16 protein-coding genes and 2 pseudogenes are annotated in these 26,559 nt (G+C 41.8%); 3 read left to right on the top strand and 15 right to left on the bottom strand.

All coding sequences use genetic code 11. The annotated features are described in order from the left end of the window. Nucleotides 1-3 precede the first annotated feature (3 nt). The 13 genes from tssG to M4S28_RS22545 all read right to left on the bottom strand — a co-directional run bounded on the left by tssG (nucleotide 4) and on the right by M4S28_RS22545 (nucleotide 15,725). A complete protein-coding gene (tssG, locus tag M4S28_RS22605) occupies nucleotides 4-1,002 on the bottom strand; it encodes a type VI secretion system baseplate subunit TssG (protein WP_029222545.1) in 999 nt (332 codons plus the stop codon). Next, nucleotides 999-2,747, bottom strand: coding sequence for a type VI secretion system baseplate subunit TssF (gene tssF, locus M4S28_RS22600; protein ID WP_102533696.1), 1,749 nt, complete (start codon nucleotides 2,745-2,747; stop codon nucleotides 999-1,001). Before tssF ends, tssG begins: the two co-directional genes overlap by 4 nt. A gap of 10 nt (nucleotides 2,748-2,757) precedes the next feature. Then, nucleotides 2,758-3,168 (bottom strand): type VI secretion system baseplate subunit TssE, encoded by a 411-nt coding sequence (gene tssE / locus M4S28_RS22595; RefSeq protein ID WP_017067543.1) that lies wholly within the window; start codon nucleotides 3,166-3,168, stop codon nucleotides 2,758-2,760. A 60-nt stretch (nucleotides 3,169-3,228) separates the two neighbouring features. Next, nucleotides 3,229-4,704 (bottom strand): type VI secretion system contractile sheath large subunit, encoded by a 1,476-nt coding sequence (tssC, locus tag M4S28_RS22590; RefSeq protein WP_017062582.1) that lies wholly within the window; start codon nucleotides 4,702-4,704, stop codon nucleotides 3,229-3,231. Between the two features lie 8 nt (nucleotides 4,705-4,712). After that, complete coding sequence (gene tssB, locus M4S28_RS22585; protein WP_017064520.1) at nucleotides 4,713-5,219, bottom strand: type VI secretion system contractile sheath small subunit; 507 nt, start codon at nucleotides 5,217-5,219, stop codon at nucleotides 4,713-4,715. Nucleotides 5,220-5,236: 17 nt separating this feature from the next. Continuing rightward, nucleotides 5,237-6,811: a type VI secretion system protein TssA gene (gene tssA / locus M4S28_RS22580; RefSeq protein ID WP_249632935.1), complete on the bottom strand. Its 1,575-nt coding sequence runs from the start codon at nucleotides 6,809-6,811 to the stop codon at nucleotides 5,237-5,239. 1 nt (nucleotide 6,812) lies between these two features. After that, complete coding sequence (locus M4S28_RS22575) at nucleotides 6,813-8,804, bottom strand: serine/threonine protein kinase (protein WP_102504241.1); 1,992 nt, start codon at nucleotides 8,802-8,804, stop codon at nucleotides 6,813-6,815. A gap of 500 nt (nucleotides 8,805-9,304) precedes the next feature. Continuing rightward, entirely contained in the window at nucleotides 9,305-10,258 is a 954-nt protein-coding gene (locus M4S28_RS22570) for a hypothetical protein (protein WP_054543285.1), read from the bottom strand. After that, a complete protein-coding gene (locus tag M4S28_RS22565; protein WP_054543284.1) occupies nucleotides 10,251-11,243 on the bottom strand; it encodes a DUF2169 family type VI secretion system accessory protein in 993 nt (330 codons plus the stop codon). Before M4S28_RS22565 ends, M4S28_RS22570 begins: the two co-directional genes overlap by 8 nt. Further along, a complete protein-coding gene (locus tag M4S28_RS22560) occupies nucleotides 11,224-12,543 on the bottom strand; it encodes a hypothetical protein (protein WP_249632934.1) in 1,320 nt (439 codons plus the stop codon). Before M4S28_RS22560 ends, M4S28_RS22565 begins: the two co-directional genes overlap by 20 nt. 25 nt (nucleotides 12,544-12,568) lie before the next feature. Further along, nucleotides 12,569-13,054: a hypothetical protein gene (locus M4S28_RS22555; RefSeq protein ID WP_249632933.1), complete on the bottom strand. Its 486-nt coding sequence runs from the start codon at nucleotides 13,052-13,054 to the stop codon at nucleotides 12,569-12,571. Beyond that, entirely contained in the window at nucleotides 13,054-15,132 is a 2,079-nt protein-coding gene (locus M4S28_RS22550; protein ID WP_102503281.1) for a type VI secretion system Vgr family protein, read from the bottom strand. Before M4S28_RS22550 ends, M4S28_RS22555 begins: the two co-directional genes overlap by 1 nt. A gap of 74 nt (nucleotides 15,133-15,206) precedes the next feature. Continuing rightward, a complete protein-coding gene (locus M4S28_RS22545) occupies nucleotides 15,207-15,725 on the bottom strand; it encodes an Hcp family type VI secretion system effector (protein ID WP_012600867.1) in 519 nt (172 codons plus the stop codon). A 454-nt stretch (nucleotides 15,726-16,179) separates the two neighbouring features. On the opposite strand from M4S28_RS22545, the gene tssH reads away from it, so the two are divergent. From tssH to M4S28_RS26645, 3 genes and pseudogenes are all read left to right on the top strand, one after another. Continuing rightward, entirely contained in the window at nucleotides 16,180-18,873 is a 2,694-nt protein-coding gene (gene tssH / locus M4S28_RS22540) for a type VI secretion system ATPase TssH (protein ID WP_249632932.1), read from the top strand. Then, a pseudogene (locus tag M4S28_RS22535) lies at nucleotides 18,860-20,240 on the top strand (sigma-54-dependent Fis family transcriptional regulator); the annotation flags it as partial. The gene tssH and the pseudogene M4S28_RS22535, both read left to right, overlap by 14 nt. A gap of 83 nt (nucleotides 20,241-20,323) precedes the next feature. Next, nucleotides 20,324-20,488: pseudogene (locus M4S28_RS26645) on the top strand (helix-turn-helix domain-containing protein); the annotation flags it as partial. A gap of 73 nt (nucleotides 20,489-20,561) precedes the next feature. Here the strand turns inward: M4S28_RS26645 and M4S28_RS22530 are convergent. Next, nucleotides 20,562-25,301, bottom strand: a complete 4,740-nt coding sequence (locus M4S28_RS22530) for an OmpA family protein (RefSeq protein WP_249632931.1) — start codon at nucleotides 25,299-25,301, stop codon at nucleotides 20,562-20,564. Continuing rightward, on the bottom strand, nucleotides 25,288-26,547 hold the full coding sequence (locus M4S28_RS22525) for a hypothetical protein (protein ID WP_249632930.1): 1,260 nt from the start codon (nucleotides 26,545-26,547) through the stop codon (nucleotides 25,288-25,290). The genes M4S28_RS22530 and M4S28_RS22525 overlap by 14 nt, the downstream gene beginning before the upstream one ends. Nucleotides 26,548-26,559 lie beyond the last annotated feature (12 nt).

The raw sequence follows: 26,559 nt of genomic DNA, 5'->3' as shown, positions 1-26,559 counted from the left end.
TTTTTAAATGCCTCCAATTAATCTAATCTTCGCATCTTTCGTACCTGCTTGACCCAACCAAAAAGTTTGTCCCAAACTCGTCCCATCACCTTGACCTAGTTGATTCTTTGGAACTGAGTCTAAATCAACAGTTAGTTTTAAATCCCAAGACATAGGGTCACGAAGAATAAAACGCATCAAACCCACTAAAGTTTTATGGAAATCTCCTCCATAGGAGAACTTTCGGAACGTCTCGAAATCGATGTTATCGATACAGAGATTAAACTTACCATTTAGGTCTGGGATACTCTTACCTAAATGTAAATTCGAACCCAAAATACAATTCGTTCTATTTAATTGATTCCTTTGGCATTCGGCAATTTTTACTCTTCGAAAGACCCACTCTTCGATTCGAACACTTGGTAATGAAAAATAGTGCGCGACAATGCCAGAAATCAGTTTCGGAGAGCGCGTCCGGGTAGATAGCTGATTGACATAAGACAAAATCTTAGCACGATCAAGGCCTATGGTATCTGACTCTTGAATAACATTAGACAACCCAGCTAGATGCAGCATGCGCCCAGAAAAGTCATCCGTTGCATCGCTTTGATACTGGACATGATAACGGTACTTTTTCCACACACGATAGATTAAGCTCGTATATCTGTTATGAAAGAAATCAAAGAAATCTCTAACTGGATTATCATCATCATCTCTACCTACTAATTTTTCTGTATAGTTAGCAGGCAAAGGTGAACTTGAACCGTGTAATCCTAAGAAGTTAGTTTCAATTCTTGAATAGTGCTCACCAGACCTTTCCATATGACTGATGAATTCCATATCACTTTTGGGGAAACAGAGGTTTGGCGAAACACTAAACGCAATTCTCTCTTGATAAAAATACTTATTTTCACCAACCGCGACAAAATCACTACCCGGTAATAGTTGGTAATGCTTCTCTAACAACAAAACTGCTTGAAAAAAGCTAAATTCGTTTATTTTATCTGATAATTCATCAATCATAAGATTGTTTGCTGTCCAGTTAAACTTGCCCATTGGTAGCTTTCGCCACTGCGTTCATCGTAGACTTCTAACTCTGTAAATGAATTAACACTTGAATATAAGCGTATAAATTCATTCAATACATTTGCCATCAAAAACATGTCCCCTTCGTTTACAAAGAAACTAGAGTTCATCTTAAGCTTAAATTGATTGCCACGAACGGACACTCCTCTAAACACTCTATCGATAGGTTTCATTTCAGATGAGATAATTCCGTCAAGCCTGTGCAACGAAGCCCTATGAGCCTGCCTATCTACTCTAGAATGGAAGTCATATGTAGACAGTAAAACCTTGAGTACATCAATATTAGAGAGCGATAGATAATTCAATGACATATTAGCAATCAGTTGCCATTGGAGTTCGCCATTCACTTGCGGGCTAACAGATTGCGTAGGTTTAGTAATATTACTAAACGTGGCGTAAGTTGGAGATTTATGTGTGGTATATATGATATCTCCCACAGACAATCTTTCAGACAAATCTGCATTACTGCACAATAACTTCATCAAAACCGTTTCGGTTCCTAGGTCTGCAATATCCCCATTGTGGGTATGAAAAGATATATAACGCTCAAGCCCTCTTCCACTCACTCGCTCTGAAACTTTTGACTTGTAGAAATCACGTTTATCTCTTTGATTTATTTGGTGTTCAAAGGACTCAAATTCAATAAGAGGTTTTCGTCGCCTTTCATTTTTGCTCCAACTTTCTACTTGGTTTATTGAATAAACTTCGTAGTGATCCTGGTTGTCACTCTGTGGCCGAACTTTATACTCGTTGCGGCGATGTTCAAGCCGAATTGGATCGCCATCTTTTTCGAATAGGTTCACAGCTGGCGTACAATGTAGCCTTAAGTGCTTATCTTTCAGGACAACTTCGGCAGGTAATGCTCTCTTAAAATGGAATTTAAGGTTCACAGTGCTTCTTTGTGGTATCCCTTTTAACCAATCGAGACCCGTAATATCAAAAAACATAAATTTGTCTGGCAAAGAAAAATATTCTTGTAACAAACGATAACCTGCAAATGAATTGTCGCTATATGGCAGTATCGCTTCGTCGTCTTGGTACCCAACCGGTTTTACAAATTCAGGTCCAAGTTTACGCTTATACCCACCGCCTACGTCTAACTCGACGTAGTCTAAGTATCTAAATATCCATAAGAAAAGAATTCTAGTTATATGGATCTCACCATGTAAATGAAACCTTAATTTATCTAACCCGATACGAGATAACTCTAGCCCATGTTCAGTCGCAAGTGTCACATCAACGGATGAGCTTGTTCGACTGTTGCTTTGCTCAATGCTTGTGATTTTTAAGGGGAACAGCTCTACGTCATAACAGGTTCTGAATAAACATTGCGTACCTTCCACTTGTTCACTAGCCATCTCAGCCCCACGCTTGACCACTGTTTTTTCAGTGACACTTCCCGAGTGTGGCGTTAGTTCGCTAATGCATAACGAAGGAATCGAGCGCATGTAATGTGGCCACAACAGCGTCATTAACGACTGAGTGAGCTCTGGGAGTTCGTCATCAATTTTTTCTCTAATACGGCCTGTAAGAAACGCAAAACCTTCAAGAAGACGTTCTACATCAGGATCGAATGTTCCTTCAGATAAAAAGTTGGTCAGTTTTGGATTGTACTTGGCAAATTCGCTGCCGGATTCTCGTAGATATGTGAGTTCATCTTGAAAGTATTTACTGTTACTCAATGGGCACCTACTAAACGTTAAATTGGCCGTCAGTTCCCATATAGACATCGATAGACATCGGAACTTTTCCACCGTTGTGTAAGACTTCTCCGCATATGCCAAAGCCTAATTGAAGAGGATTGTTGTGATTTTCTCGGTAATGCACTTCAACGCTTCGTAGCCGAGGTTCGAAGCTTTCTATTGTGGAAGTGATGTTCTTTTGGATGTGACGAACTAAATTGGTGTTGTTCGATAGAACATCATTGAAATCAGGTAAGCCATATTCCCCATCGATCATTGCATTACCCGCATGAGTATTAAGCAAATCAGCAAGGTGCAGATGAATGGATTCAATTAAATGCCTATGTGAAACCACTTTTTCATAACAGTTTTTCGGCTCACCAAGTTCAATTCGTTCTAATAATCGGTAACCTTTTTCCATATAACACTCTAAGAAAAAAAGCAGCCAGTGAACCTGGCCGCTTATTTATTTCCAAACTTATTATTGGTCTAGCTTACCAACCAAAGATAAGTCAAAGCTCGCACCCATGTACTTGAAGTGAGGACGGACAGACATTGATACTTTATACCAACCTGGGTCACCCTCAACGTCAGACACTTCGACTTTAGCCGCTCGTAACGGTCGACGACCACGAACTTCTGCTGGCGGGTTCTCTTGGTCAGATACGTATTGACGGATCCATTTATTAAGCTCAACTTCTAAATCGGTACGCTCTTTCCAAGAACCGATTTGCTCACGTTGAAGTACCTTAATGTAATGAGCTAAGCGGTTAATAATGAACATGTAAGGTAGCTGAGTACCCAACTTGTAGTTCATCTCAGCTTGCTTGCCTTCTGGTGTATTCGCAAACACTTTTGGTTTTTGAACTGAGTTTGCCGAGAAGAACGCTGCGTTATCAGAGCCTTTACGCATTGTTAAAGCCATAAAGCCTTCTTCTGCAAGTTCATACTCACGGCGGTCAGAAACCAGAATTTCGGTTGGGATCTTAGTTTCGATCTGACCCATCGCTTCAAAGTTATAAACCGGTAAATCAGTTACCGCACCACCACTTTGCGGACCAATAATGTTTGGACACCAGCGATATTTTGCAAACGACTCACTGATCTTTGAAGCCATAGCATAAGCTGAGTTGCCCCAAAGATAATTGTCATGGCTGTCCGTAACCATTTCGTCGTAGTCAAACGCCTTAATTGGGTTGTCTTCAACTGAGTATGGCGTACGTAGCATAAAGCGTGATGTACACAGACCCACATAACGTGCGTCTTCGTGCTCACGGAATCCGCGCCACTTAGTATACTGAGGACCTTCAAATACCGACTTTAAGTCTTTTAAGTTTGGTAATTCTTCATAAGAATCTAAACCAAAGAATTGAGAAGATGCAGAAGTAATAAATGGTGCATGAGACATAGCACCTACATTACCCATATATTCCATTAATTTAATATCAGGCGAAGATGCAGACAGTTGGTAATCACAAATAACGGCACCTACCGGCTTACCACCAAATTGACCGTATTCGCGAGTATAAATCTGCTTATATAAACCTGATTTTACTACTTCAGGAGCATCTTCAAAATCATCTAGGACTTCATCTTTCTTAGCCGAAATAAGTTCGATTTGAATGTTTTCACGGAAGTCCGTGTGATCAACAAGATATTTAAGACCACGCCATGTTGATTCAATCGCTTGAACTTCTTCGTTGTGTAGAATTGCATCAACCTGTTTAGACAACTTTTGATCAATCTCAGAGATCATCAAATCAACTAAAGACTGGTCTACTTTTTCTACTGTTGAGCTGCTTAATAACTCACCAATAAATGCTTCAACGCCACGCTTTGCAACGTCAAAACCTTCATCACTGGGTTTAAGGCGAGTCTCATTTAGAATGCTATCCAGAAGAGAGCCTGACTCAACTAGAGCTGCTTCTTGTTCTGGTGCTTGTGCTTCTGCCGACATGATCTTCCTTACTCTGCTTTTTCGCCTTGGTCTGCACCAATGCTTAGTTCATCCAAAAGTTTCTTTCTTGCTTCTTCGTCTTGAAGAACTGCTGCAATCTTCTTACGGAAAGCAGGTACATTCCCTAGAGGGCCTTTCAATGCAACCAAGGCTTCACGAAGTTCTAATAGGCCATTCAGTTCAGGAACGCTCTTCGCAATTGACTCTGGAGTAAAGTCCTTCATATTTTTGAATGTAATATCAACGCCAATTTGCGCGCCTTCTTCATCAGAAAGACGGTTTTCGACATTCGCTTTGATATTCGGAGCGTAACCTTCTAATACTTCGTTAAAATTATCTTTATCGATATTAATAGGATTACGCTCTTCGATCGGTGTTTCATCTGCACGAGCAGTGAAGTCACCGACAACCATCATACTTAGGGGCAGTTCAACATCATCAGACGCATCGCCTGTTGCTGGAACATAACGTATATTAATTCGCTCTTTCGGAGCCACCGAGCCATCACGTGACATAATTAGTCCTTTCTAGTTTATTGCTGGTCATAAATTGTTTCCCATTCGCTATATCTCACAGGTAAAAAATCCTTAGTTCGATATAGTTCCTTTAGAGTTTTTTGAATTAGATTTTCTAAAGAAAAGAACAAATGGGGTTCCCAAATTGATAGATTTAGTTCCTTAGCCACCGCCCAACTTTGTTCCAAGTAAGGCAAGCACAAAGGGTATAAACCAACACTTTGGTAGGCTTTCACTAACTTTAAGTGCAACATGAATTGTCCACGACCGGAGTTATCCAACTCGAGTTTATTTGACAGTTCAGCCACATATTTACCCAAGTCACCTAGGGTAATATCCTCCATCTCAGATAGATCATCTTCAGCTACAACAATAGTTTGAATTATTGATGATTTACCCGAAGGACAAGTATTACCTGTAGACAACCAAGTAATTGTTGCTTCATCCGCAAATGGAATAGAATTTTTGAAAGAGAGGTTCTCAATTCCCTCAAAAGAATCGACAAATCTCTTTGTTTCTTGCTTTACAGCCAACGCAGCTTCGTCATACCCAAGATTGTCTAACATTGCATAAACGAAATAATGCCCAGTCAGCCAAAATGGCGCATCAGTAAGTGTTCGCTCTAGACGCTTGATCGTATCGATATCACTTTCTTGATTTGCTTTATCTCTATATTCCGCCTGCTGGTCTGATGACACAGCAAGGCTAAGAGGCGTTACATTGTCTTGGTGGTCTGGTAGACCATCAACATCGGCCCATGTCAGGTGACGGTAAATCCGATATCCCAAAGGTTCAGTCGGATTTGAATGCACCATTATTTCAGACACTTTTTTTAACGTACGCTTTGATGCAGTCGGAGATGAAAAGTCTGTATCTACGTCTACAGTGCTGTGCTCTCGAGGTTTACTTCGTTTCTGATTAGATGTGGCTTGCGTCGTAGGACTGTCAGTTTCGTGGCTTTCTGGAACGATAGTTTTCTCGGACAGTGCAACAACATCAATGAGCGGATCTGAATCAGCCACACTGCCTTCAACCAAGGTTTCTTCATTTAAAGATGCGTTCAGCCTTAGTTGATTCAAATGACTTTTTAATTCGAAAAAGTCCACATCAGAGTCTTGAAATATCTCGTCAAACTGACGCTGAATACCTTCAGTTAATGTGATACATCGAGATAGAACTTCCCAATCAAGAGATTCTGTAGACAATTTAGTCGCGACGAGTTTGAATTGATGATTCAGCCACTCAACAGCCCCATCTCTACCTCTTTTACGTTTCGGGTATAGGTCATGACCAAAACGACTGATTGAGTCATTGAGCAAAGATAATCCTTCCTCAAGCCCTATCACGCCTTTATCCTCCACCAAAGAGCGAATCAGATAACAAAGCGCTTTAAGATCCTTACTATGTTGACTTAACACCTCTATTGAATGGACTTTTACAATATGCCAGTCGACAGTCTCGCCAAATAATGAACCAAATTTTTTCACTTCGGCTTCCATCATTTCATAGCAAAACTCGTACCTAGCATCCTCACCAGTTGGTGAGTGTTCAGATATTGGTGCTAATAGCGTTCCAGTATCGATCAGACTCAAGTTAACCTCTGCTTTCAGAATTGTAATTTCTAATTGCTCGCTCGATAGCTATAGCACCTCGCGCTGGTTTAGATAGTTGATGACTTTTGTCTATAGAATCACTTGCCATACTATTAAGAATTTCCGTTATTTCGCTGAATTTCTTAGGGGCATTAGTCTCTAGATCAGCTAACGAGTCGTGCAGTTTCTGTCGACCAAATACTGATTGTTCAGTTACAGTACTGAACAAAATAAATTCGCTTCTTGCTACTTTTAGGGCTCTTACTTTAGCTTTCAATTTTGGCGTGTTGCCAAAAAATGATTGCGCAGCTTCTGCCTCAAGAATTGCCTTGGTGTAGTAATGCTGTTTTGCATTTTTCTCTATCGAGGAATCTATACCGCTGAGTACTTTTCGCGGTAATACATGACTATAAAAATAGGCTCTTGACTGGTTTACTTTCCAAGCAGTTTCAATATCACTGTCTGCAACATCTGATTTTCCGTCTAAGATGAGTTCGACTAAACGCTGTTCTTGATCCCCACCAAAGGTGGCAATATTTTGCGAATTGATGGTCGCCTTATTCAGACTTGCCATCGTGTCCGTCAGCGCTTTATCTGCATAAGGAAATAGAGAGCCGTCACTGTTCAGTTTTTCTCGCAAAACAACGAGATCATGCCGGATAGACATCAGAGTTTTAGGAAGTTGATCGACCGACCCTTCATATTCATTCAAGTCCGATTCATAGTTTTTATACAACTTAGCTAATTTGCTCTGTTGGACTTCATAAGCTTCTCGGTAAGGAGCTGTCGAGACGACATCCTTTTCCATATCTTGCAACGCGAATTCAATATCCCATGGAGACTGTGCTAAAAAAGACGCGGTTTGTGCAGGTTTAATCGTGCTCACAAGGCTACTTGAACTGTTGGTAGATTTAACAATCGATTTCCATTCAGGCTGACCTTGGTTGTATAAATATGTGCTAGTGATAATCACGACACACAGAACCAAACTCGCTTCTAAGTATCGAAGTCGACCACTTTGAATTCTGTCAATAGTTCGATGTTTGGTTAGAACAAGATCAGCATTCCGTAAACTACTAAATAAGGGAGCACTAACATCAGCACCAAATTTTTGGGTATCGATCTTGGCTAATTGCTGAGCAAACGAAGTCGCTGTATACCTGTGCTGTCGAGGGTTGTTGACAACCTCTCTAATTAACTTCCATACGTGGTTAGGGATTAAACCTGGTCGTTTTTTTGCTTGTAATTGAGTTGTCCAAGCATCGCCAAATGCAGCTCCAAGAAATAGATGCCCAGTTAATAACGCCAATGAATAGACGTCATCTTGAGGTTGAGCCACGCCAGACTTTATAAACGCAGGAGACGCATAGCTCATGCTTGCTTCTGCATAAGTATTAGATTCACCAACATAACGAGCAGCACCAAAATCGATTAACTTTACATAATCAGACTCTGTAACAAGAATGTTTGAAGGTTTAATATCTAAATGGCAGACACCTCTCGTGTGCATAAACTCAAGCGCACCAGACAATTGATATATCAGCCACGCAATATGATCATGCCTAAAACCTTTAGGAGTATGACGAGCCATTTTTTCGGCCAAAGATTCGCCCTGAATCCACTGATACATAAAGTATGGTCTATCGAACTCTTTGCCTATTTTAATGAAATCTGCAACGCTCGGATGTTGAGACATCTCAAGGCGACTGGCTTCATTAATGATTAATTCATTCGCAAGTTCAGATGACCCTTCATTTAAAACTTTGCAGCAAACCTGTTTTTCAGGGTTTCCTTTCTTAGCCAAATGATAAATAGTCGTTTTGCCATTTTTTGAAGGTAATGTATCTAACACGTCAAATTGGGAAAAAATCACATACTCTAATTTGGGCTTATTTCTATTAGCCATATTCTGAGCTTGCTGGTTTTTCTTTTCGATCGCTTTCACAACCAACTTATCTAGATAACCTTTGGCTGTCCCTTGCTTGTCTGGCACGCTAAACTCTTTATCAAACGAAATAAATTAATGTTGGATAATAATTACTGTCTAATACCCTTTTCAATAGCAGTATTTAAAACCATCGGTAAGACTATTAATTCAGTTATTATTACTAAACAAAGGAACACTACAACAAACGCTTTGACTAACAAATTTCTGCTATTTTAGGCTCCAGAATTTAATATTTACCTAACAAAATAACGGACTAAACATACACTGTTAACTGAGTCACATTTTGAGTTGATTTTAAGTAAAAATGAGTTATTCACTTATAGGGAGAAATAATTGAAATACTTTTCAAAAGGCAGTTCTAATTTTCCATCGAATTCAACTGGAGTATTGGAAATTTTGGAGTTAGAGCTTTGCAGCGGTTTAAGCATCCCAGTGAATAAATAAGATCTAGATACATACCAAGACTAAATCACATTCCAGCTAATACTCTCGCGATACTGATTACGACATAAATAATATTAGCGTTTTGTATGCCGGCCATGTGATCAGTTCTGTTTCATGCAGGTGAGTTGGAGCAATGCCCTTTCTCCTTGAACATCAAACATTAACAAAGTTACAGGCCTATTATGAGCCACCTCTTGAATAGTGCAGGCCATTAATGCCAATGCAGAACAGCCGCCCAATGAGCCCCATAAATCATTAATTAAAGTTGGCTGTTGAGGGTTATCAAAACATTCGGCGCGAGCACCTAGCGCAAAACCATAATCTTCAGTATGGGATCTCAGATTAGTCATATCAGAAAATACAGACCCAAAACTCTTAATATTGCGACTCGCATTCCTGACTAGCTTCATTACTGACCTTCGCGTTGTATTTGTTGGCTCTACTTCAAAATAGCCTAACTTTGCTTTTGGTTTGAGCTTCAACGTTTGCACCAAATTATTCCGACACAACAGTAAGCCCGCCCCGCCTTCACTAGGTATTATCCCCCATGGGTTATAAGAGCTCATTACTTGCCCGGCATCGATTAAGTTATTAAGGTCATCGAAAAGAGAGTCGACTGAAATACTCATGATTGCGTCAAATTGGTTTAACTTAGCTAATGATGTGCTTAAGTGTGACGGCCCACTTTGTTGAACAACTTCATAATGTGAGATTGAATCACGGTGCTTGCAATCACTTAACCACTCGCTCATCGCAACAACAGACAGAGTACCGGGTATATTGACTAGCAACGGAATAGGCTTTAATGCCTTAGGTAACTGCTTCAAAAGAGACCCGATCAAGCTCTCAATAAGCTCTGAACACTTGCCAAACAATGATGTATTTGAAGTGTATTCAATGTTTGCGTAGGTGAATCTTTCGATACCATCATCGGCTACTTTCTGATCGAATCTTCCTAAATCCGCTTTGGCAACTGTTGTGGCTATATCAAGGTTCATGCCCGCTGGTGTCATGGCTTCCATACCAATAACGAAACGTGCCGAATTGTTATTCATTATCGGACAACTCCTGTTTTTGACGGATCTTCGTTGACACTAATAGATGCTCCTCGCCTTGACATGGAAATGCAGCGCTGTAGCTGATTGAAAGTATACGAGCCTCAGTATCAATGAAAACGGTAGAAATAGGCATATCAACTTGATATTTGGCATTTTTAAACTGAGCTTCTGCTACATACATCTCTTGAGGGAAACGGAAAGAGAGAGCGTCATTATGACAAAAGCCACTGATCATCAATCGTTCTCCGCCAGATATGAACCCTTTACATTGTTGGTCTTGTGGTGCGCTCTGATAAAAACGTTGGTCAAAGTCTAAAGGATAAAGAGGTTTCCTATTCTCTAACCAATCATCATCAAAAGTACCAGCGTAACGCTGCCGTGCCCCAAAAAATGGTGCTAGCGGGCCAAAGCCTGCAACCCGGACATTCTTGGGCGTCGCACTCCAGTCTTCCGTTGGATAAAAAACAGAAGGTACTTTTTGTTTCAATAGCTCCGCTTTGCTATCAGCGATCCCTCCACCGAGTCGATTTCTTAAATCACCTCCGATAGCACAGGAGAAATCGATTTCCTTTTCGACAAATGGAAGTGGTTTACTTAAGGTTACGCTGCCACCGTGTTCGATCCATTGCCTATCACCAAGTACCGATATAGTTTTATCAATATGACCGTCAATCAAAAGCCGACACTCGTGGTACGTAACTGCTTTTTTCGCGTAGCTCCGAGCCTTACCGAAAATCAGCACATCAGTGTTGGCTTTGACAACAGAGAACTCATGGTCAGCTTTCATCGCAGAAAGCCCGGCTTCCCCCAGATAGACAGGATCATCATAGATCTCTGACTGTTGCTGCTCCTTCCAAGCAGAACCGACGAGTTGCCATGAGCGTTTTCCAACGATAATCCAAACCTCATTGCCATTCTGATCTCGTTGAAAACGGCCTTTAATTGAAAGCCCTGGATAATTCTCAATATCCCACAACTGCATGATTGCTCCTTAGGCCAAACCTTTCTGAAGCTGTTGAATTCTGAGTTAGTCGCGTGATATTCCACTTTTGTTGATGAGCTGGCATAGTCATATCCCAAGGGATGTATGAGCGAGTGTGGAGACAAACCTGACGCCAAATCCAAATCCTAAAGGCAGCACTAACTTGAGTATCGAACATGGCTTGTATGCTGGCTTCTAGCGTCAAAGGTTGTCCCATTCTACCTGGTGAGACTTGTCTATAGGCGTTACTCTCTGCCCATTGTTTTAATTTTTCGAGCATTTCATGCCATTCAAAATCGATACCTAAATTTTTCGGTGTCACTGGTAAACGTTTACCATAGACAATGTAAAGCGCTTGGATCCAATCCTCACCTTCGAACTCGTCAAGGCTAAATAGTAAATCCACTATTTGAGGAACATGGTCATTCAGACCATGCAATACAAAATCAAATGGAGCCATTACACTACTTGGATCAAAGTTACCAAATTCTTTGAGCTCTAAAAGCTTGGCAAAAGTGACGACTTCTGAGTCAAACACACTATCGATTGAGGAACCGAACTCCTTTCGAAACCAAGTACCTCTGTCCTCTTTCGAAAGCAAACGTTCAAACAGGTTCTGACTGCCCTTTGAGTTTTCAGCCAACCAGACAACACTTTCTACGTCGTTTTGTAATGATAAAAATAAATGTATTTTATGCTTAGAAAACCGCTTATATTTAAGCCAGCGTTTTAGCAGACCAACTGTGACAGTTTGGCGTAACTGTAAGCACTCCAAGTAAAGTAGGGGCAGTTTACAGCCACCTTCAACCATTTCGATTATCACGAGGTCGATGTCTCGCAATGATGACTGAACCACCAACAACTTAGCGGCTTGATAATCTAATTCATCAAGCATAGACAAGCCACAAAGTAGGTTTTCGTGTTCTTGTCCAAGCTCAGAGCTCAACATGAGCCAAGCATAAATGGTTGGTTCGCTCTGCTTCAATTGATGTATTAATCCCGGAGCCAATCGATAGAAAGACAAATAAACATTTGTTAGGTCTTTAATCTGACGCTCAGCCAGTGCTAAATATTCCAGTTTAACGCTTGGGTATCCCCTTTTATGTATTTGTAAGCGTTGCTTTAACAAGAAATCGAGTGTCTCCGAAGCCAGTGACAGCTTTTCATTACACATATCTAGCCACTTGACGGGAAGCTCGTCCAATAAAGTGAGCGTACTTCCCGCATTAGCGATGGCCAGTTCCACATCTTCATTAGTAATCGGCTGATTTAGTTGATCTATACCTATTTTTTGACGCATCCGTGAATCCAATCTAGTAACACGATCAATTGATCGCGATGGTGCCGCCTTGAATTTTTTGTGCCTTCTCAGCTTGAGAAGTCACATATTTGGCTTTGGTGGTAATTCGACCATCACGGCCGCTGTAACGAGTTTCTGTTTCTCCACTTCTTACAATTAACTCTTGTTTCGTTTCAATAACCATTTTATTTGCTCTCAGTACAAACTCATCTGAATCATCAACAATGGAGAAAAAGATATCTGTAACTAGCGGAAGGTTAAAGTCGTTATTTAGAAACTCGATACGACATGAAAGGTTGTTATCAATAGCAAGTTGCAACTCGGCTAATTTAAACCCTCGCCCCAACCTCGCATTAATTGGCTGCAGCAACGGATTTCCTTCGAAATCGACGCGAACACCACTCTTAGTTTCGTTAATCGATACAATTGTTCCAAAACGCGAAAAGCAAGCCGTCGATTCTGCTTGCTGTTCGGTGATGGTTTGTATAATTGGGGTTTGTTTTTCCATCATTAATTGATCGCCACGTTTCCACCTTTGATTACAACTTTATCGCTTCCTTCGATGGTTATTGAGGAACCTGATAACTTGATAGAACCGTCACTATTCATCACTAATGAAGACCCACCCGTCTTGAGTACTATCTTGTCGCCGCTTATGATCTGGGTCGCACCATCGGCTTTGTATGAAGTGTTTCCTTTAACAGAGACTGTTAAGTTTCCACCAACCGTCTGATTGTCATCGGCTCCTATATCAGAACTTTTTGATGCACCAACTGTTAAATTGCTGTTTTCACCCACATCCAAGTCATCATTCTTACCAATCTTGGTAATTTGATTATCTCCAATTTCTAAATCAGAGTTGTTCTTAACATATTGAGTTTCATTAGCGTTGTAAGTAACAGATACATCTTGTTCGACAGTTTCAGTAAACGTGCTATTAACTTGGGTAGTCTTGTGTCCGTCAATGGTCTCTTTGTGATCACCGTGAACATCATTCGTCTGATGGCGCGCAACCTTTAAAAACTCATCTTGGCCTATGTCGCGATAGCGGTTATTTAAAACCTTGGTCGACATGTCCTTTTGCGCATGAATGTAGACTTCTTCTTGGTTAGCTTCATCTTCAAAGCTCAACTCGTTATAGCCAGTCCCTTTATGCGTTTGAGTTCTGAAAGTTGTACGCGTTTTGTTCTCTGGTAACGAATAAGGAGGATAATGAAGCCCGTTATAAACTGCGCCAGTAACTAAAGGCCTATCAGGGTCTCCCTCTAGGAAAGTAACAACGACCTCATGACCGATACGAGGTAGGTATACCGCGCCCCACGTTGGTGCTGCCATTGATTGGCTAACTCTAATCCAACAACTCGAATGCTCATCGCTCTCGCCATAACGGTCCCAGTGGAACTGAACTTTGATTCGCCCAAGCTTATCGGTATAGATTTCTTCGCCTGCAGGCCCCACAACGACCGCTGTTTGTGTACCTTCAACCAAAGGAGCTTCAAGTTTTGGAGCCCTAAACTCAACATGTCTAGGAATACACGCAAACTGATTGTGATAGGTCGTTGGCAGGCCATTAGTCTCGTCCTCATGAACCTGAGGGTCATGGCCACTATGCATTACCGATAACATAAGGTAATCGCGGTTGATTGCTGAACGTGGATGTTCACTGATATTAAAACTGTATCCAGACGCCAGTCTCATGACATTACTGGTGGCCTCTACTTGCTGATTATCAACAACATGTTCAGACATCCATTCATTTGATCTTACTTGACCCATCATTGGATCAACGTAACGTCCTGGGAAATCGAATAATTTCAAGTCTACATCGAGTTCACCGGAGCTGCTCATTTCTTGAGGGATCTTCGGAAATTCGTAGTTATAATCGGTGTAAGTAACGTGGCCAGTTTTCACTCGATTAACGAGTTCTAGGTCAGAGATATGCTCGCGGTCTGCAACACCACCACCATCAGCATGGTAAACAATTGGCCCCAAATAAGACCCGTTCAGTGGTGAGCTCAATAACTCAGCTATTGCGTCATTACTGTCGACAATAACCATCGTGTGGTTGGCTTCCGTATGCTCGAAGTAGTACCACATTCCGTGTTCTGCCAGAATTCGTTGAACAAACTCAAGGTCTGTCTCTCGATATTGGAGCACGTATTCTTTTGAAGGATATACACCTGACAGCTCTAATCGATAATCAGTAACTGACGCATCATCTAAAACTTCAGAGATGATCGCCGACGCTGATTTTTGTTGAAAAATACGGCAGTCTTGTCTTTGGCTCAAAAACCAAGCTTGTGGAACAAGAGTCAGTTGGTAACGGGAGAATCTCCTACCCGATCCAAGGTAACGAACTTCATTAACCACGCCATGAAAGCATCTCGCTGAACTGACACCTTGACCATATAGAGTCAAGCTACCTGGTTTACGGATGAGTGCATCAAATGAGATATCAGGATCAAGTGAAAGTAATGATAGGCTGATTTGAAAAGGTTTTGAAAGCTCTTCGATTACCTGAAAGCTCTCCACACGAAAATCATGCTCAGAGCCTTGCAGTTCAAACTTAAATTCTACGTCATTCACCATATCTTTTACCTGATACTAATAATAGAAATAGGGCCAACAGCAGTTGTTGACCCTTTGTTTTTCACGAAAAGCGATTAAGCTTCGCGTGGAGCACGCCAGTCATCGTTACCAGCAGTACCACAGTTTTCGTGAGTTACTTCGATTGCACGGTAAGTCAGCTTAAGTACTTCTTCAGTTACACGATCTGAAGTTGCAGCGTCTTGACAGTGATTCATACGAGTTTGAATATCTACAAGTAGTGCATCAATTAACTTGATTGAGTAGTAGTGTTCTTGCTTACCTTGTACTGAAGTACGGTAAAAACGGATTACACACTCAGGAAGCTTTTCGCCAGACACTAATGCGTTGAATAACAGAGGTGAACAACGGTCTTGTACTTTAGTTACTACTACAGGGCGGTGAACACGTTGACCTGTTGGTTGGCCACTTTGTGGGTCACGTGGAACTGTTAGTACGTGATCAAGTTCTTGAACTAGGAACTCATCAACGTGAGCTTCTTGCCAAGTGTTACCTACAGAATCTGCAGAGTAAGTATCTTTAGTAATGTGACCTTGAGTTTCACCATTGATAGACATATATGCTGGAGTTGGCATCGATATTTCCTTTTTAAAATTTATAATTCATTAATTCACCAAATCGCTTATCACCGCGACTGATTAAGCTAATACAAACATCATGCCAACTTTATAAAACCAACGAATACAGTCAGTTACAAAAAATTGCCCGTTATAAATATTATATTTAACAACAATTTGTTGTTTAGAAAAACGATTTATTGAACGTGGGTGCTAATAAATTGAATTTAAAACACAAAGGCAAAATAACTATCTCGAAGATTAGAAATAAAGTCAAAAAAACTAGTAATTAAATCATAAAACCTAGACTATTTATTATTTTTAACGGGATTTTAAATATTAGTCAGATAAAAAGCCAAAACAAACAATAAAAGTAACCAATAAACAATAGTAAATTCATCACCGAATAAAAAACCAGTTATCAATTTTAGTATAATTGCTGCATCCCATATACATAACTAATAGAACTAAAATGATAAATATAAACCTTTCCTCTTTAATACAACGTCTGCACCCTATTGTAAAAGTCGCTTTAGAGGATGCCGCTGCATTAGCCGTATCGGAAAAAGCCAATGAAGTGCAAATTGAACACTATCTATTAAGCTTATTAGAAAGGCCAAATAGTGATTTTGATATCTTATTAAGTCATTTCGATTGCTCAGAGACCATTTTAAGGCAATCCATTCGTTCGACTTTAGATACCAACACAACAGGCAACGGCAGCAAGCCCGTTTTTTCTTCGCTTTTAATCGAATGGCTTCAAGAAAGTTGGTTGGTCTCATCTTTAGATCTATCCGAGACTCAGATTCGCTCTGGTGCCCTACTTCTTACACTCGTGAGTAACCCACTACGCTATGGTCAGCACGGCTACGCTTCAATCTTAGACGGTGTAAACCCAGATACCTTAAAGCGTAATTTTTCTGAACTCACAACAAACTCTCTAGAATCTTTAGCAACGACATCAGAAAAAACCGACGCACGTGAAGATGGTTCGGCATTAAGTAAATTCACCACCGACTTTACCGGCAAAGCAAGAAAGGGCGAGATCGACCCAGTATTCTGCCGTGATCAAGAAATCAGACAAATAATCGACATATTGGCGCGACGCAGAAAAAATAACCCAATCGCCGTAGGTGAGCCGGGAGTTGGTAAAACAGCGGTGGTAGAGGGTCTTGCATTAAAAATTACCGAAGGAGATGTGCCAGACTGCCTCAAAGGTGTTGAACTATACGGCCTAGACATGGGCTTACTTCAAGCGGGGGCAAGTGTTAAGGGAGAGTTTGAAAAACGCCTTAACGCAGTACTAGACGAAGTGAAGAATTCACCGACTCCAATCATTTTATTTATAGATGAAGCTCACACGCTAGTTGGGGGAGGCAATCAAGCTGGAGGCAGCGATGCTGCCAACCTACTTAAACCCGCTCTAGCACGTGGTGAAGTAAAAACAATTGCTGCCACCACATGGTCTGAATACAAGAAATATTTCGAAAAAGATCCAGCTCTGGCGCGCCGCTTCCAACTAGTAAAACTCGATGAGCCATCGGCTACTCAAGCCGCATTGATCATCCGAGGCTTAAGGCCAGCCTATGAAAAATCACATAACGTATACGTGCGTGACGACGCAATTACTGCCGCAGCAAACTTAGCTGATCGTTACATCACTGGACGTCAACTGCCAGATAAAGCAATCGACGTGTTAGATACAGCTTGTGCTCGCGTCAATATTAGCCTTAACGCAACACCGGCACCTGTTGAAACATTGCATCAAGAAATTGCGGCTGCGAACCGCGAGCTCGAAGCTCTAGAGCGTGATCAACTGCAGCAAACTGGTGACAAACACAGTGCCGCTTTAATTCCTGAGCTAAAAGGGAAGATAGAAAAGGCCACCGAAGAACAAGCTACCCTTCAGGTTCAATGGAAAAAAGAACAATCTCTTATTCAAGAAATCATTGAACTGCGTAGCCATCTTTACAGCCTTACTACTCCTTCAACTGAAGAAGACAGTGCTCCTAAAGCTGACAATACGGTTCAAGACGATGACGCACTAACAAGTGACAAACCAAATTGTCATGAATATTCTGAAGAGCAGACTCGTGAAGCTATTCAATCTTGTAACGAACGTTTAGATAACGTGCGCGGTACCAATCCGCTCGTTCACTATGAAGTGGGTCCCGACGAAATTAGTCATGTGATCTCTGATTGGACAGGCATTCCTATGGGAAAAATGCTTCAAGATGAGTCGCAAGCGACCTTAAACTTGAAGCAAAACCTAATTCAAAACATTAAAGGCCAAGAATTTGCCATTGATGCGCTTGCTGAAGGAATTCAAACCGCAAAAGCGGGATTAGGTAACCCAGATGCACCAACAGGCGTTTTCTTATTGGTTGGCCCAAGTGGTGTAGGTAAAACAGAAACCGCTCGTGCTATCGCCGACCAAATGTTTGGTGGTGAGCGCTTCATGACCACCATCAACATGTCTGAGTTCCAAGAGAAACACACTGTGTCTCGCCTTATTGGTTCTCCTCCTGGCTATGTTGGTTTTGGCGAAGGCGGTATGCTAACCGAAGCAGTACGTCAGCGCCCTTACTCTGTTGTTCTTTTAGATGAAGTTGAAAAAGCAGACCCAGAAGTACTCAACCTGTTCTACCAAGTGTTCGACAAAGGCACACTAAATGATGGCGAAGGTCGTACCATCGACTTCAAAAATACGCTCATCATCATGACGAGTAACCTCGCGACACATGAGATTGAGTCTTTGGTTCACCAAGCGAAAGACATTGATGCCAATATCGTCGCTGAAGCCATTCGCCCAACGTTGAATCAACACTTCAAGCCAGCCTTGTTGGCTCGTATGTCCGTGTTGCCATTCCTTCCTCTTTCAGACGCAGCAATGACTGATATCATCCATCATAAACTGAAGAAAGTGTCTGAGCGCCTGCAAAGCCACCACAAACTGGCACTTTGCTATGGTGATAACTTAGTGGAATTCGTATTAGGCAACTGCCGCCTTGCGGAGACGGGAGCTCGAAATATTGATGCCGTTATTAACCGTCAACTATTGCCGCAGCTTTCGACTCAACTACTGGTGAATGACAAGGATGATTCACATACTCAAATTGACGTTTCTGTGGACAAGCAAGGAACTCTAACCTATGCGTTCAGCTAACCATAGTGAGCTTAGTAACGCCCTACTTGCGATCAGCCAATCTCTGGCTGATCGCAGCCAGTTAGCTCAAACTTTGGATGCCGTTCTCACAGCAGCAAGGCAAATGACTTTCGCGAAACATGGCATCATTTACGTGCTTGACCAAACCGGTCAAGCCTTGATTCCAAGTACCGCGCATCACCATGAAAAAGTCATTGCCTCACATCCTTGGGAGCCACTGCAGTTAGACACAGTAAGTGAAGCCGACCCATTCAACTTCGCCGTACGTAACGGCGAAGTTGTCTTGATCAATGAGCTATACACTTACAATGGTTATGACTGTGAAGGCATCTATCAAACCGAGCAAACATTAGGTCTAAAAAGCAATAACTTACTTGCTTGGCCATTGATTGATGATGAAAGCAAAACTATTGGATTGTTGGTTTTGCTTGATTTAAGCGTTATCGATAACGAAACCGCACTTACCGAGTTTTGCCGAATGGCGGCAAGTAATATTCGCCATGCCATTTGGTTAGAGCAATATGGTCAAGTGATTAAGAGTTTAAGCGCCGATAACCAAGCGTTGGTTCGTGAAAATACTCAACTAAAGAAACGGACAAAGAAAACCTATCAAGGTCCGATCGCTGAAAGTGAAGAGATGGTCAATGTATTGAGCCGACTTGATAAGGTGCTCTCTTTGCCTGTCGACGTCTTACTTAGAGGCGAGACGGGTGCGGGTAAAGAAGTCATTGCAAAATACATTCACGAAAACTCGAATCGTTCTGACCAAGCATTAATCGTTCAGAACTGTGCCGCAATTCCTGAACAACTTCTGGAATCCGAACTTTTCGGGCACAGAAAGGGCTCATTTACCGGTGCAGACAAGGACAAAGTTGGCTTATTTGAAGCAGCAAACGGTGGCACCCTGTTCCTAGATGAAATTGGCGATATGCCAATGCTACTTCAAGCTAAACTGTTACGTGTGCTGCAAGAACGTAAAGTTCGCCCTGTAGGCGCTAGCAGAGAGATTGAAGTGGATGTTAGAGTCATTGCCGCGACGCACTGTAACTTAATGCAGCAGATTAAAGACGGAGGCTTTAGGGCCGATTTATTCTACCGCTTGAACGTATTTCCCATCACCTTACCACCTCTGAGATCCAGACAAGCGGACATTATCCCACTCGCCGAGCACTTTGTGCAGCAAACCACGACGATGTTAGGGTTGCCTCAATCACCAGGATTGAGTGCTAATGTGAGAAACCAACTACTTACTTACACCTACCCCGGTAACGTGCGCGAGCTTAAGAACATCATCGAGCGCTCGGTTCTGCTTTCCGATTTCGAAACCATTACTCAGATTGAGTTTGGTGAACAGATCCCTGAAGAGATAGAACACCATCAAGTTATTACTCCAGTTACATCGGCAGTTCAGCCCACGTTTGAACCTGAACCTCTAGGAGATGACGATGTCGCCGTTGGCCTAAAAGAGGTCGTCAGCCAATACGAACGTACCGTAATTATTGACTGCTTAAACTCTTGTAATTGGCACACGAAACGAGCGGCTGAACAACTGTCACTGCCGTTAAGTACACTCAATCACAAGATGAAGAAATACGATATTTCTGCGGCGGGTTGATGGGGAAACGGGAAAATTCTAACTTCTGTTTTAATTGATAAGAAAAGAAAAACCGCCCGAAGGCGGTTTTTTCTTATTTTCCATCAAGCAACCACTTTTTAAGTATTTGCTCTCGTTGTTTCGATAGAGGCATTTCCTTAGCTGAAGAGTAATCTTTCATCAGAGGTTCCGCATTCATCCAAACACTCAAAGGGGTAGCTTTATGCGATATCTTGCTACGAGTTGAATTTGCCACATTGGAATCAGCATCATTAGTCGTTCCCGCAGTATATTCAGAAATGGCGTTAAACTCCTTTTCATTCATGTCATACCATTTTGCGTTGTAGTGGATCTCCCTTGAATTGAACAAAGTTGGCGCTGTTGTATCAACAACTCTTACAGGAAGCTTCTGTGATGAGGCATTTAAAGCTAGTCCAGCTTTTCCATCTATGTCGACGCTAATAAATGGCTTTTCGTTTGTGCGCGCAATAAACGGTCGTAAGCCAACCATCTCTTTTCCTGCTGCATTGGTGTACTTCAACGAAATTTCGACTGCATATAAATCAGTATCCACAAAGTCAGGCGTAAAATCGAATAAACTACCATCCTTAACCACGAGATCACTTACAAGCTTACTCATATTGATAGAAAGATGATCCGATACGTCATTCAGGCTTTGCGGTATTGATTTAGGTTTGAATGACACCTCTTTCTTCTCAAGGTTCACTTCGACCTTTCCTAATGGATACAAGTCGATGTCTTGATGTTCAAAATTGTAGAAGCCTTCTGCGTCGTTTGATTTCAGACGAATGTCCACGGGTAAACGGTGAGGATCAAACCCTCCTCGTTCAAGTGTTTGTTCAACATTTTCAACAGATTTTGTACTGACGATGAGCAACAGCTTGGTTGCTTTTTCGGAGGTATCATAAGATGGTTGCTTCTTCGTCCAACCAATCGCTTCCATTTTATCATCGTGCTCACTACCAGGGATCAGACTCTTCACGCTAGCATCATAAATATATAAGTTTGCCTTGACGTCTGAAAATAGCTCTGGATACTCGACCGCCTTTTTTCCCGTTCTGGCTAAAAAAGTCTTCTCATACAAGAACTCATGCTCTTTAGACATAGTTAAATTAAAGATGGATGCCTTATTCGTGCTAGAAGTAATCACCTTACCGTCTTGAGTTTTAAATACGAGCTCTCTTTTGTATGTTAACTTTGATTCCGTTTTACTGACATTTGGTACACCAACCTCTAACAAGTAACGCATTACGTAAGACGCTGATTGCTGCTCATCCACCTGACCAAACACTGACTTCCATTCTTTACTACCGTAGTCATCAGCAATAGGCTTGATGCCACTGATGATGTTGCATCCAAAGTAATACGTAGGGCTTACAACAACACCGTATAGTGGCGTATCCGTCTCTATCATTTGTTTTTCTGTTAAATACACCCTCTCAGTTTCAATTAATGACTCCAGTGCAATTTCACGAACATATTCAGTAGTGTAAGACCCAAAATCGTCAAACAGCCTGTTTTGCCTCACAGGCCTAACACCGACAGGCACAAGAGTAAGCAAACCCTCTTCTTGGAACTTGCTTAGCGTTTCGTCTTTCATATCAAGAATAACAAGTACTCTAATTGGCATAGTCGGGGAAATTGTCTTACCTTGATTAACCAGTTTTTCAAGCAGATGCCAATTGTCGCCGACCTTAACTGAAACTATATGATCTAAAAATATCGACTTATCGAGCTTAGATAAATCCGGGGATTTTAATAGAGATTTTAGCTTAGTTAAACTAGAGTCAGCTATGGTATGTATTGGACAGAACTTCTGATAAACCTGCGATTGTTCAAGCGCTTCTTCCCCCGTCTTAGACTGCTTTGCTCGATAGGTAACATAGCTCGTCATAGCAGAAAAGCTCAACACACTTTCTGAAGCACTGCGATAAATGTTCTTTGTCTCTAGCCAAGCTTCATCAAGGTGAAAAGAAGGAAGCCAAGTACCTCCCAGATCCCAATCATCACTAAGAAGATAAGTCTTTATGTAACCTTCAATATCAAGATCTCTTTGCCCTGATGTTAAGTGACTAACCGCGTGATACTGCGACACATAATTGGGCGCGGCCGTTTCTTTATTCATTTGAGCTTCAAGGAGTAGCAATCGTAACAGCCCATTGAGTGCAATAGCGCGTTTTATATATGCTTTGCCAAGTACACTTAACTCATTGAACGCGGGTAAATCACGATATAGTAGCGCTTGTCCAACAACATCAAATTCAGAGAAACGTTTCTGTTTATCTTTATATTCTTCTAGCTCTTTATTGAGGATTTTTGCTGCGCCATTCAATGTCGAAACTAAGGTTTCACCTGACCAATACAACCCATATGCTAAAGCTGCTCCCGGACCAAGCATTGGCGCGGCAAAGCCTAGTGCAATGTCAAAGGCTTGACCAGAAAACTTCCAAATTTCCTTATGGACTTTCATCTCTGCCAAAACTGCTTTCTGGCGATTTTTCTCAAGCGCTAACAGCCAACTTCTACAGGCAGGGTATTCGAAAGCAGAATTAAGATAAAACTTCATTTCCGCTCTACGGCTTAAGTGTCTATTGCGCGTATCATTATCAGCAAAAACGCCTTTCCCGAGCGCAGAAATGCGATACTCCCACTTAATAGCATCTGCACCAAGCTCTTCTAAAATAGAAGATTTAAGCGCTGCAGCACGTTTATCTGACAGTTTAGTGTTATATTCCACCAAGCCGATATCACACGTATAACCTTCAACGTTCAACAACATTTCCGATTCTGTAGCACTCAGATACTTTGCCACTTTTTTTACTAGGTCCTTATCAGAATCGGCAAGTTTATCATTCGCACTATCAAATTCGAAAAACAGCGTGAGATAGCTTGCCTCGCCTTCTTTAGCCTGTTTTTTTTGTGACAACGGTTGACCATTTAGTAATACTCTGTGGCGTACACTTTCATCAGAGAATGCTTCAAGGAGCGCTTTTTTATGTTCCGCTTCAGACTCAAGCAAAACCTGACGATCTTTTTCATCACTCAGTGAAAGCGTAGAGATAACCGATTGTGTTTTCTGTCCATATTCTTTTGACTTATCGATATAGGCATTAAACGCCGTCTCAGAATTCTCAACACCTTTTGGGATTTCAAGACCGCTAGAAACAAGCTGCGCAAAACCAAAAGGCTTATCAAGCACATATTCAATAGCACGAACGGCCGGCTTTAAAGGGGTTAAGATCTTATCGTCAACCTTATGCCAAAAATGCTGTAACGATGGTGGAATCGTATAAACGCTCGGTAAGGTATTCCCAAGGTGATTTGACCAGTTGAGGGCATTCGCTAAATCAGTAATCGGTGCAAGTGTACCTTGCGCTGGTGGCTTGAGCGTTTGCGCAAAATCTAAGAACCCCTTAGCTTTAGCATCAATACCGACCGCGAGCTTTAACGCATTTAAAAGTTCATCTCCAGCTTGCTCCTTATTCAAACCCGCGCTGAACGCTTTATGGACCGTCGTCATACTGAATGGGTCCATTACGCCTGACGCTGAAGCTTCGATAACCCCTTTATAGTTCCCAATGGAGTTAAGAATATTAATCGATGGTTGAACACCGTTCGCGGCTTTGTTTTCGCTGGTATAGGGGAGGTTTTTACTCCAATCTAGCCAACCTTTAAACGTGTCTGGCGCATGTTGAAACAGTGATTCTTCAACAGATATAGGATCACCAGACACAATGATGCTACGCCCTGCTATTGAATAAATCGGTAGGTGTAAGACTTGTTCAGACAAGGAGTAACAATTGTTTGGTAGGTTTAACTTAGTAACCTGAGCCATTTGACTATCTGAAGGTTCAAGTAATGAATCCCAATATCGCTTGATTCCTTCTAAATCTATATCAAAGCGGACTAATTGCTTAATCTGTTCATCATCGTCTAGATGACCGCCCGTAATCCAAAATGTGGCGACATATTGAGTCACCTCTTCTGCATCCTGAGCGTCACTCGCTTGGTTGGCAATATCAAAATATGTTACCGGCCTTACTCGGCTGGTGATTTTATTACCTATATCCTCAGCATCCCCTTTGATGATTAAGTTTTCTGGTTGTCCAGACAAAGTAACTTCCGCGCCCTCAAAATAGTCGGCTGAGAAGAATAAATTGATGGTCCAAACTTGAGGAATGCGCAGATAATAAAAGTTATGTTTATAGTTTCCGCTATAAATTTGTTCATACAGGCGCTTATACGCGCCCTCTTCTTGCTGACCTAGTTCCTTTTCCGCTTCTTCGGCTTTATGGATAAAAAACTCGGCTAATTCGGGCGCTAAAAATTTTCTTTCCGCTGCATCCTTACTCAAATCATCTTCAATTTGCTGAACGCGTATGCGTAAGACATCAACTTTATACCGCGAATCAACTGCCTCTTTGGCTAGTTTAGCTAATCCTTCCGGCCAAGCAGTATCTGCAGACATGACCGCAGCGGGAATTAAGTAAGGTGGAATATAGACTGGCTTTAGATTCTCTCTAGTGCCAGAAATCGACAATGGGTTAGAAGCAAGCTTATTCCCATCAAGCTCATTAACGGATTGAACCTTGGAATTCCAACCTTGTAGCCGACCTGATGAATCACTGAAGTATAATGGTGACTCATTCTTACTACTGCTACCATCCGCAGTTTGACCCACCGCCAACTCTGGTAAGGCTAACGCAAAGCCGGGTAATGGATAAAGCCCATTGCCGGTAATGGCATCTCCAGTTGGTCCAACTAATTGCCCCATCAAATAGAGAGAGTGCTGTTCAATCTTAGCCCAAGCCATTGTTACGCTCCTCTAGAACTGTTTTTGCTTTTTCGATGTCAGCGTAGGTTGGCAACGGGTAGAGTGACTCGCTCCAATTATCCGTCTCTTTATGCTCAATTACATAATGGCTAAAACCAAAGCCATAGGCGGATTTTTTAACTCGTTCTCCATCTCTAAAACCTACGAACCCATATATCATTTCTGTAGTAGGGCTGTTATCGATCGGTTGGTGTAATACGCGGGTTATATTTCGGCCATGAACAGGGACGAACCACATGTCATTACCACTAAAAGCCAACAAATCCACTGTAGCTCGGAAGTTGCCCATTTTTCCAGATGGTCTTCCCGAATGGTACACCTTACCCCCACCCTCGCCTCCAAGGCAGTAGAAGCCATCTCCATACGTACCACCCCAGACATTACAATCGTAACTAATCGGAGTAAAATCACCGCGATCGATCAGTTTTAAGGTTTTGGCATCAAACACGAATGTGTTACCACATTTTGGAACATCACTTACCCCAAAAGTTTCTATATACGCCTCTTCCTCTCCTTGGCAACCAAACCCCGCTAGACCGGGTTCGTAACTAAAATAGATCGCTTGCTCTGACTGGCTCATATACGGCTTGGCAAGAGAGGTCATATAGCGTGCGTCTGGACCATTTACATCGGTAAATTTAACTACTTCTTTTGTGCCTAACTTAACCAACAGGAGTTCATCTCTTTTTTTCACAACAACTTGTGTGCTGTCTGTATCCCACATTATATCGTGACGAGTTGAGCCATATTCCTCACTAATTTCAGTTATTTCACCATTACTTAGATCATACAACACAGTGCTATCTTCCTGAGGGATAACAAGGTAGCGGCCGTTTGGCGAGCGTGACATATATTTAGCATAATCAATCCCAGTATTAGGCGCGGGCGGCAATGCCCCCTCAGGGATCAGCAATTGAGGGTTAGTACCATCAATGTTTAATGCCCAGTAACTGACCTTGGATTTGTCTTCGAGGTTTGCGACAGTAAACAGCACCTGAGGGAGTTTCACATTCTCGGTATTCCAATCAGCAACCTTTGGGTTATCCGGTATTTCAAAATCGTACTGGTAAAGCCAAGTATCCGTTTTACCTTTATACAAATCTAGGCGGTCTGCCATGCTCTCTATTCGAGCTTTCTCATCAAAGTAAGGTTTAGTGGCAATGTAACCAACACCTGCGGCGACAATAGTCGTCAAACCCAAACTGAGTAATATTTTCTTTTTCATTCTTAATCCATT

It is taken from the genome of Vibrio sp. J383 (assembly GCF_023503985.1).
In the GTDB taxonomy this organism is placed as follows: Bacteria; Pseudomonadota; Gammaproteobacteria; order Enterobacterales; family Vibrionaceae; genus Vibrio; species Vibrio splendidus.
Note: the sequence above shows the minus strand (reverse complement) of the source record. Positions and strands in the feature narration are given on the sequence as shown.